The organism is Streptomyces sp. SID1328, from assembly GCF_009865595.1.
Taxonomy (GTDB): Bacteria; Actinomycetota; Actinomycetes; order Streptomycetales; family Streptomycetaceae; genus Streptomyces; species Streptomyces griseoluteus.
This window is the reverse complement of record NZ_WWKH01000611.1, coordinates 1-6,212: the sequence shown is the minus strand read 5'-3', so window position 1 is coordinate 6,212 and position 6,212 is coordinate 1. Positions and strand designations below refer to the sequence as shown.

At 69.3% G+C, this 6,212-nt stretch carries 8 protein-coding genes and 1 pseudogene; 2 read left to right on the top strand and 7 right to left on the bottom strand.

Going from position 1 to position 6,212, the window contains the following annotated elements:
• Window positions 1-60: 60 nt before the first annotated feature.
• The 5 genes and pseudogenes from GT030_RS19655 to GT030_RS19640 form a co-directional block, all read right to left on the bottom strand.
• Window positions 61-615: a hypothetical protein gene (locus GT030_RS19655; RefSeq protein ID WP_237522679.1), complete on the bottom strand. Its 555-nt coding sequence runs from the start codon at window positions 613-615 to the stop codon at window positions 61-63.
• A gap of 94 nt (window positions 616-709) precedes the next feature.
• A pseudogene (locus tag GT030_RS19650) lies at window positions 710-1,609 on the bottom strand (zeta toxin family protein); the annotation flags it as partial.
• Between the two features lie 138 nt (window positions 1,610-1,747).
• On the bottom strand, window positions 1,748-2,041 hold the full coding sequence (locus GT030_RS35745; RefSeq protein WP_202460297.1) for a hypothetical protein: 294 nt from the start codon (window positions 2,039-2,041) through the stop codon (window positions 1,748-1,750).
• A 480-nt stretch (window positions 2,042-2,521) separates the two neighbouring features.
• A complete protein-coding gene (locus GT030_RS19645; RefSeq protein ID WP_237522678.1) occupies window positions 2,522-2,890 on the bottom strand; it encodes a hypothetical protein in 369 nt (122 codons plus the stop codon).
• A 175-nt stretch (window positions 2,891-3,065) separates the two neighbouring features.
• On the bottom strand, window positions 3,066-3,716 hold the full coding sequence (locus tag GT030_RS19640) for a hypothetical protein (RefSeq protein ID WP_161202220.1): 651 nt from the start codon (window positions 3,714-3,716) through the stop codon (window positions 3,066-3,068).
• Between the two features lie 335 nt (window positions 3,717-4,051).
• Here GT030_RS19640 and GT030_RS19635 point away from each other — a divergent pair, with 335 nt between their 5' ends.
• Window positions 4,052-4,207, top strand: a complete 156-nt coding sequence (locus GT030_RS19635; RefSeq protein ID WP_161202219.1) for a hypothetical protein — start codon at window positions 4,052-4,054, stop codon at window positions 4,205-4,207.
• 44 nt (window positions 4,208-4,251) lie between these two features.
• On the opposite strand, the gene GT030_RS19630 is transcribed toward GT030_RS19635, so the two are convergent.
• Window positions 4,252-4,626 (bottom strand): hypothetical protein, encoded by a 375-nt coding sequence (locus GT030_RS19630; RefSeq protein ID WP_161202218.1) that lies wholly within the window; start codon window positions 4,624-4,626, stop codon window positions 4,252-4,254.
• A gap of 504 nt (window positions 4,627-5,130) precedes the next feature.
• Between GT030_RS19630 and GT030_RS36575 the strand changes: the two genes are divergently transcribed.
• A complete protein-coding gene (locus GT030_RS36575; RefSeq protein WP_237522677.1) occupies window positions 5,131-5,547 on the top strand; it encodes a hypothetical protein in 417 nt (138 codons plus the stop codon).
• Window positions 5,548-5,559: 12 nt separating this feature from the next.
• Here GT030_RS36575 and GT030_RS35735 read toward each other — a convergent pair whose 3' ends face one another.
• Window positions 5,560-5,997 (bottom strand): LD-carboxypeptidase, encoded by a 438-nt coding sequence (locus GT030_RS35735; protein ID WP_161201136.1) that lies wholly within the window; start codon window positions 5,995-5,997, stop codon window positions 5,560-5,562.
• Window positions 5,998-6,212: the final 215 nt, after the last annotated feature.

Sequence of the window (6,212 nt, the reverse complement as noted above, 5' to 3'; positions counted from 1 at the left end):
GGGAGCCGGGACCGGCGTCGTCGTACGGCCGTGCCCCCGTGGTGGCTCAGGTGCAGGCGGCTACGGCGTCGGGGAACACGGCTGTTCCTCCCCGTTGCGGTTCGGGTTGTCGCTCTCGGCCTCGTGGCTGGCGCGTGGCACGGTACGTCCGCCGAAGGCCGCCGCCGACAAGGCGTTTTGCACGTTGCCGTCGTCCAGCCACTCGAATGCGGTGAGGAAGACGGGCGTGTTCTCGCTGGTCATCGTGTAGGCGATGGCCTTCTGCCAGGACGGATGGTCGGGGTCGTACAAAGGAGAGATGGGTGCCTCGGTGCCCTCGGGCCACCAGCCCATGCGCACGCCCCGGGGCACCGCGCGGGACAGGGCGATGGTCGGGCCGCGCAGCTCGCCGTCGAACTCCGCGCGCAGTTCCTCGGCCTTCTTGTGACCGTTGGCCTCCACGACGCGCCGGGCGAACTTGAGCGCGTTGGCCGGCAGGGAGGTGAGGTACCGCATGGCCCGCTCGACGTCCCACTCGGTGTCCGCGGTGACGGTCAGTTCGTGGCGGTGATCGGCGAGAAGCAGGAGCAGTTTCCGCTCGAACTCGGGTGAGGCACCCTCAATGGTGATCTTCATGTGTCCCTCCGGGACGGTTGTATGGCCTTCCTGCGTGCCCCCTGGTGCCGTGGCGGGCGGCGCCGGTCACGCCGCCCGGGCCCTGCACAGCCCGCTACTTGGCACGTCCCCGGCGCTGCTCGGGTCCCTCCGGGCCATGCCCGGGCGGGGTGCGGCCCGTCGGACCGGGCTGCTGATCGGGCTTCGTCGGGCGCTGGGAGGCGGTGACGCTGCGCGCGCGGGCGGCCGCGGTGGAGACGCGGGGGCTGCCGGCGGGCTGCGGGGCCAGCAGCGGGCGGGCCAGTTCGTCAATGCGGTCGAGCTGCGGGCCGAAGTCGGCGGGCAGGCCCGCGCGCAGCTTCTGCTGTACGGCGAGGAAGTCTCGAGACTCCTCCGGTGTCCAGGGCCGGTTGCGCTCCCGTTCCAGGGCCTGGCGCAACGCTTCGGGTTGGGCGGCGAGTTCGGCGGCGGAGGCCGCGTAGCGGGGTATGGACTCGCCCCGGCGGTAGACGGCCGCGTAGTCGGCGAGTCCCTCGCGGGCGATGACCTCGCAGGAGACGGCGATGCCGGTGTAGGAAGCGGCCGCCTTCTCCGGCACGGTCAGCCGTCCCTGCCCGCGGTCGCGGACCTGTTCGTAGTAGCGGTTGAGGATGCCCTGCTCGCTCAGTGCCTGGGAGTCGGCCAGGGCGAGGACCTCGGTGCGGGTGCCCACGGCCCGGTACTGCCGCATGGTCGCGGCCAGGAACTGCGGGTCCATGGCGATCTCCTGGACCAGGGCGTTGAGCTTCTGTCCGTTGGAGAGCGGGTCCTCACCCCGGACGAACTGCTGGGCCTGGCGCATCCAGGCCCGTCCGTCGGGGCCGGTGTAGAGGGTCATGAGCCGGTCGTCCTGGGCCATGAGCTGGGCGTACTGCGGGTGGTAGGGCTTGTAGAGGTCGCTGTCGATGTCGGCGAAGCCGCCCCGCGCGTCGAGCTGTTCGGCCACCAGCTGGGCCACCCGGGTCTTTGCCCGCGCCCGGCTGCCCGAGCAGGAAGACCGCGGTGGCCGGGTCCTGCGGCGTGGGGCCGGTCAGCTGCTCGGGCACGATGTCGGCGCCGAAGATGCGGCGGTTCTCCTCGGCCGGCAGCTGGTAGCGGGTGGCGTCGTCCTGGCTCACGCGTCGTGCCCCGTGAGCTGGCGGAGCCGGGCGGCGTAGCCGGCGCGGACGCGGGCCACGGCCTCGGTGTCCTCGGCCCGCAGGGCGCGCCGCTCCTGCTGGCAGGCGGCGCGCAGCCGCCGGTACTCGGCGACCGTGTCCTCCGCGCCCGGGCGGTGTTCGGCGTCGGTGATGAGGCGGCTGTAGGCGCCGACCACGCCGTTGATCGCCTCGATGGCCGCCTCGTAGGCCACGGACTGCTCCGAGGACCAGGAGTGCGGGGGCAGGTTTCCGATCACGGGTTCGTTCACTTCATGATCCTTCCGGTGAATTCTTGCCCGGTCGCGGTTCCTAGGTGGCGAGGGTAAGAAGGCCCGCAGTGTCCGCGAGGACGGCTGGTACCCCGAGACTCCAGAGATCGAGCTCCCGGTCACGGACGCCCTGGCCGACGCGACCGCGCGGATAGAGGTTGGCGGCCGGACCTGGACGGAAGGCAAGCCGGCCACGACCCGCACCGTGCGCCTGTCTCCGACCGGAATCGCGTACGACGACGCCACGGGCGAGCGCCTACCGTCCGACCTGTCACACCCCCTGCCGCTGGTGGCCCGCACCCACCCTGGGTGCGGGCCACCAGCGCGTCCGGGCGCTCCGCCTGATCCTCATCGCCCCGCCCCGGCCGGGCGGTGAGGACCGGACAGCCCCGCCCGGCCTGCGCACCGCCACGGTCAACCCACCCGCGCCTAGGATGCTGAGGCCCGGAGCTGCTCCGGGCCTCAACCCGTCGGGCGTGGCTATGAGGCCGCTGGAGAGTTCGCGTCAGTTCGGGGTGAATCTTCCTCGGCTGGTACGCCCCGGCCTACTGTCAGGGACCAGCGCACAGCCGTGGGCGCCTCGACAGAGACTGTCCCGTCGCGGTTCACCCCCGAAACGGCCACTTGGTTGTAGGTGGTGCTGACCTTGTCTGCGACGCATTCCAGGGGGAAGGAGACGTGTACGGGCCGCACGGCAACCTTCACGGTGCCCGCGCCTTGGCAGCGCACTGCGACGATCAGCGCGTCGCCCTTCTTGCCCCGGGCGTATTCGACCTCGGCGTTCCCCGTGGTCGCCTTCTGGCGGCCGGCCAGCGTTTCGTCGGCGTCCAGCTCCGGCGGCTTCTGCACGGGAGGTTGCGTGCTGTGGGGAGCGGTGGCCGTCGCTGAGTGGGAGGTGGTCGGATGCCCGGCCCGGGCGGGCTGCTTGTCGTCGGAGTGGTCTGCGGAGCAGGCAGCTACCGGGGAGAGCAGGGCGGCACCGAGGGCGCTGAGCATCATGAGTTTCCTGCAAGGCGTGAGCATGTCACTTCTCCCAAATGGCCCAGCCGACGCGGCGCGGCGTGTAGATCGTGACGTTCTTCTTGCTGCCCTTGCCGCAATTGACGTACACGTACTGGCTGTAGCCGTAGCTCTTCAGCCGGAACACACCGTAGCGGGCGTAGGTGGTCTTGCGGGAGGGCGTGTCAACGGCGATCGTGTTGCCGATCTTGGCGGTGAGGGAGGCGGAAACGGTCACGCCGAACTTGCTCGAGATCTCGGCGACGGCCACGTTGCCCTTCACGTTCAGTTCGCCGGTGTACGCGATACCGACGGTGCCGGTCACCTCAGATGTGAACGAGGACTTGGCTGTGCGCGAGGTCCCGTTGTAGTTGGCCTGCTCGGCTCCCACACCCTTGTGGTAGTCCTTGGTTTTACTCGTGGGGTGGTAGTACCAGCCTTGGTCGCAGCCCCGGCCGTCAGGCATGTCCGGATAGTTCATGGAGTCGGACGGCGCAGGAGCGTCAGTCTCAGGGGCGCCCTCCTCGAGGTCGGACTCCTCGGGCTGGTCGGGCGGGGTCGTAGCCACGGTCTCCGTGGGCGTCGGCGTCGGATCGTCGGCGAGGGCGGGGCTGGCAGTTGCCAGGACCATCGCGGCAACGGCGGGGGCAAGCAGGGCTCGTCTGTGCACGCGCATGACTTCTCCTTCAGCAAGGGAGGTAATTCATTGCGATCAGTTGCTCATCCGCTTTCCGACGCGATCATGACAGCCCATCAGGGCGGACTCACAGCTTCCGTGAATGTTCTGAGCAAGACATGAGCTTGGTGTGCAGGGCCGTGACCTGACGCCCTCGGGTTCGAGCCCGGGGCCGGGGACGAAAGCCGGAGCCGCCCCGTGCACAGTTCAATCGTGGAATGTCCCCTTGCGCCTCGCGGCCGCCCTGCGAGCATGGTCTCGGGGAACATCGGTACAGCGGTTGACGCTGAGGACGATCCTCACCGGCGATGACCTGAATCGAAGGGACTGCGGCCATGTCACCGCGCGCGAACAGCACCAAGCTCCTGCCTTATGAGCAGTGGTTCACCGAGGGCGCGGCCGCACGTCGGCCCCGCAGCGTCCTGGAGAGCGGCTGCGCGCGGGCCGTCGCCGTGGCGTTCTGCGTACGCGGGGAAAGGGCGACGCTCTGAGCGTCATGCGGATCTGCACCCACGCCGGCCGCTTCGCCTGACGCTCACACAGCGCACAGTCGCGGAGTCTCGGTTACGGCCGTCTCCTCGACCTCGACCATATCGGCGCTCGCGGCCGTCTGCTCGGCGGCGCCCGCGGGCGCCTCGTCGTGTTCGGCCTTGCGGTCGTCCAGGTGGCTCTTGAGCTTCATGCCCGCGTACACCATCCCACCGCCCACCGTCGCCGACACCGCGGCGACGCCCGCGACAACACCGGTCGCGGAGCGCAGGCCCGCGTGACCAACGATCTTGTTGCCGGTCCCGCGCAGTAGGGCCCGGAGCACGCCGGGAGTGCTCGATTCGGACAGCGCCGTCCAGTCCGGGTGCTCGACCACTTTCAGGGTGTAGCGCACGCCGCCTTTGACCCAGCTCATGTCCATGGCGTCACTCTAGGGGCGCTCCCCTGCCTCGTGGGGCGAAACCGGGTGTTCCTCGCCGCCGTGGCAGGCGACCGGGGTGTGCGCTCGACGGCAGCCAGGTTCTCCCCGCAGTCCCGGCCCAGCGCAAGGCCCGTCGCGGTACGAAAACCGGGTCAGCCTGCTCACGCCCTTACCAAGATCGTTCTCAGCGCCCACCGCTGTACCGATGTTCCCCGAGGTCGGTACCGAGGTCCGCGCTTACGCCGACCTTGCCGGGCATGTCGAGGGTGACCGGCAGTTCTGGGACCAGGACCTCCTTCTGCTCGATGGCGGTGTGTGATCGGACATCAGGTCGGCGACGGCGGTGCGGCTGACGCCGTGGTCGCGGGCGAGGGCGGCGATGGGCCTTGCACGCTGGGTAAGGCGGTCGACGGTCAGACGACGGCTGGCTGAACCGTCAAGGTTCCTTCGGCGGTATCGATCGTGGCCTGAGTGCCGAGCGGGATGGTCGGGGGATGCAGGCCCGTGGCCGGCAGGGAGTCCACCGAGAACGGGAACACCCAGGCGCGTCAGCCGGTCGCGCAGGACGTCGGTGATGCCCCATCCCCCCAGGGTTGGATCATCGGCATCCTGGTCAAAGCCGAGGAACTGGCCAAGTGCGACACCGCACAACCCCTCCAGGGCCCCAGTACGGGTCTGCTGAGTCAGTGCGCGGTCGACCTCTCCCAGCCCTGTGCCTCTCTGGTGTTCGAGAAAGAGGATCGCCCCCTCAAGGCTCGGCAGACCGGCTCCGGCCTCGGTGCGGATCGCGTCAAGATTGCCGCCGACCAAGACACCGGTCGGCAGACCCTCAACGGCGACCGCCGCGCTGGCTTGGCGGGTGTCCCGTTGGATGATCACAGGATCGGTGGTCATCAGCGCGCGGCGAAGGGCTTCGGCTGACGCCAGCCCGGACTATTCGTCGCTCCAGTTGGCGAACGGGCCATGTAGCGAGGCCAGACCGCCTCGCGCCCACAGGGCAAGATGGAGGTGAGTGATGTCGCTGAAGCCGACCAAGGGTTTTGGGTCGCGCCGCAGGGCGCCGATATCCAGGTCGTCGACGATGCGGTAGGCGCCTTTACCGCCCCGGGTGGCAATCACCGCGCGGACTCCGGAGTCAGTGAACACGGCGTTCAGGTCGAAGACGCGATCCTCATCCCGCCCGGCCGTGTACCCCCATTGGTCGAAGACGTGCTCGCCCAACTCGACCCGCAGCCCCCATGACTTCAGCACCTCGACGCCACGGGCAACTCCCTCGCGGCTGGGCGGACTGGCTGGAGAGACGATCCGCACCCGATCCCCGGGCCGCAACCGCGGCGACCGCACGGTCTGATGACTGTCGCAGGTATCCATACCGGGATCTTCCTACAGCCGCCGAGCCAGCGGTGAGCCGTCTACATCGATCACTCACCGTCCATGCAGCCAGGAAGCCGTCAGCGAATCCCGAGGCCGGTCCCGCAGGTGTTGGTGAGCGCCTGCGGGACGTTGCCCGGGACCTGCCCTGAAGAACTTCCGGGCTGTGGTTACGAGGTACGACAAGCGAGCCTATGTCTTCCACGGCACTGTCA

Bases quoted from the DNA above. Each gene is read 5' to 3' on its own strand.
- GT030_RS19655 (WP_237522679.1), bottom strand. From the start codon at position 615: ATGAAGATCACCATTGAGGGTGCCTCACCCGAGTTCGAGCGGAAACTG.
- GT030_RS19640 (WP_161202220.1), bottom strand. From the start codon at position 3,716: ATGCGCGTGCACAGACGAGCCCTGCTTGCCCCCGCCGTTGCCGCGATG.
- GT030_RS19635 (WP_161202219.1), top strand. From the start codon at position 4,052: ATGTCACCGCGCGCGAACAGCACCAAGCTCCTGCCTTATGAGCAGTGG.
- GT030_RS19630 (WP_161202218.1), bottom strand. From the start codon at position 4,626: ATGGACATGAGCTGGGTCAAAGGCGGCGTGCGCTACACCCTGAAAGTG.
- GT030_RS35735 (WP_161201136.1), bottom strand. From the start codon at position 5,997: ATGGATACCTGCGACAGTCATCAGACCGTGCGGTCGCCGCGGTTGCGG.